This is a genomic window from Rhodanobacter sp. 7MK24 (genome assembly GCF_014842995.1).
Taxonomy (GTDB): Bacteria; Pseudomonadota; Gammaproteobacteria; order Xanthomonadales; family Rhodanobacteraceae; genus Rhodanobacter_A.
Genome location: NZ_JACYXL010000033.1, coordinates 1 through 371, shown reverse-complemented (window position 1 = coordinate 371; position 371 = coordinate 1). Strand labels below are relative to the sequence as shown.

General features: G+C 63.1%; 1 protein-coding gene. It reads right to left on the bottom strand.

Annotated features, from left to right (window positions below; all coding sequences use genetic code 11):
* Window positions 1–50: 50 nt before the first annotated feature.
* Window positions 51–371 (bottom strand): OmpA family protein (locus IHE49_RS18380; RefSeq protein WP_192160668.1); only part of this gene is annotated, 321 nt, incomplete at its 5' end.

The window sequence follows — 371 nt, the reverse complement described above, 5'->3', positions numbered from 1 at the left end:
AAAAAGCCCGGCATGCGCCGGGCTTTTTCGTGACACTGCAACAAGTCCGATTACTGCTGGACCTGCAATTCCACACGACGGTTCTGCGCACGGCCCGCATCGGTGGCGTTGTCGCCGATCGGGTTGTCTTCGCCGTGACCGATCGGACCTTCCAGACGGCTCGCGTCGATCCCGTGGCTGGTCAGGTAGTCGTACACGATCTGCGCACGACGCTCCGACAGCGACTGGTTGTAGTCCGGCTTGCCCTTGCTGTCCGTGTAACCCGCTACCGTCACGTGCACGTCCGGATAGCGCTTCAGCGTGTCCACCGCCTGGTCCAGGATCGCCACCGAGTCCGACGTCGGCACGGCCAGCGCCTTGTCGATTTCCGA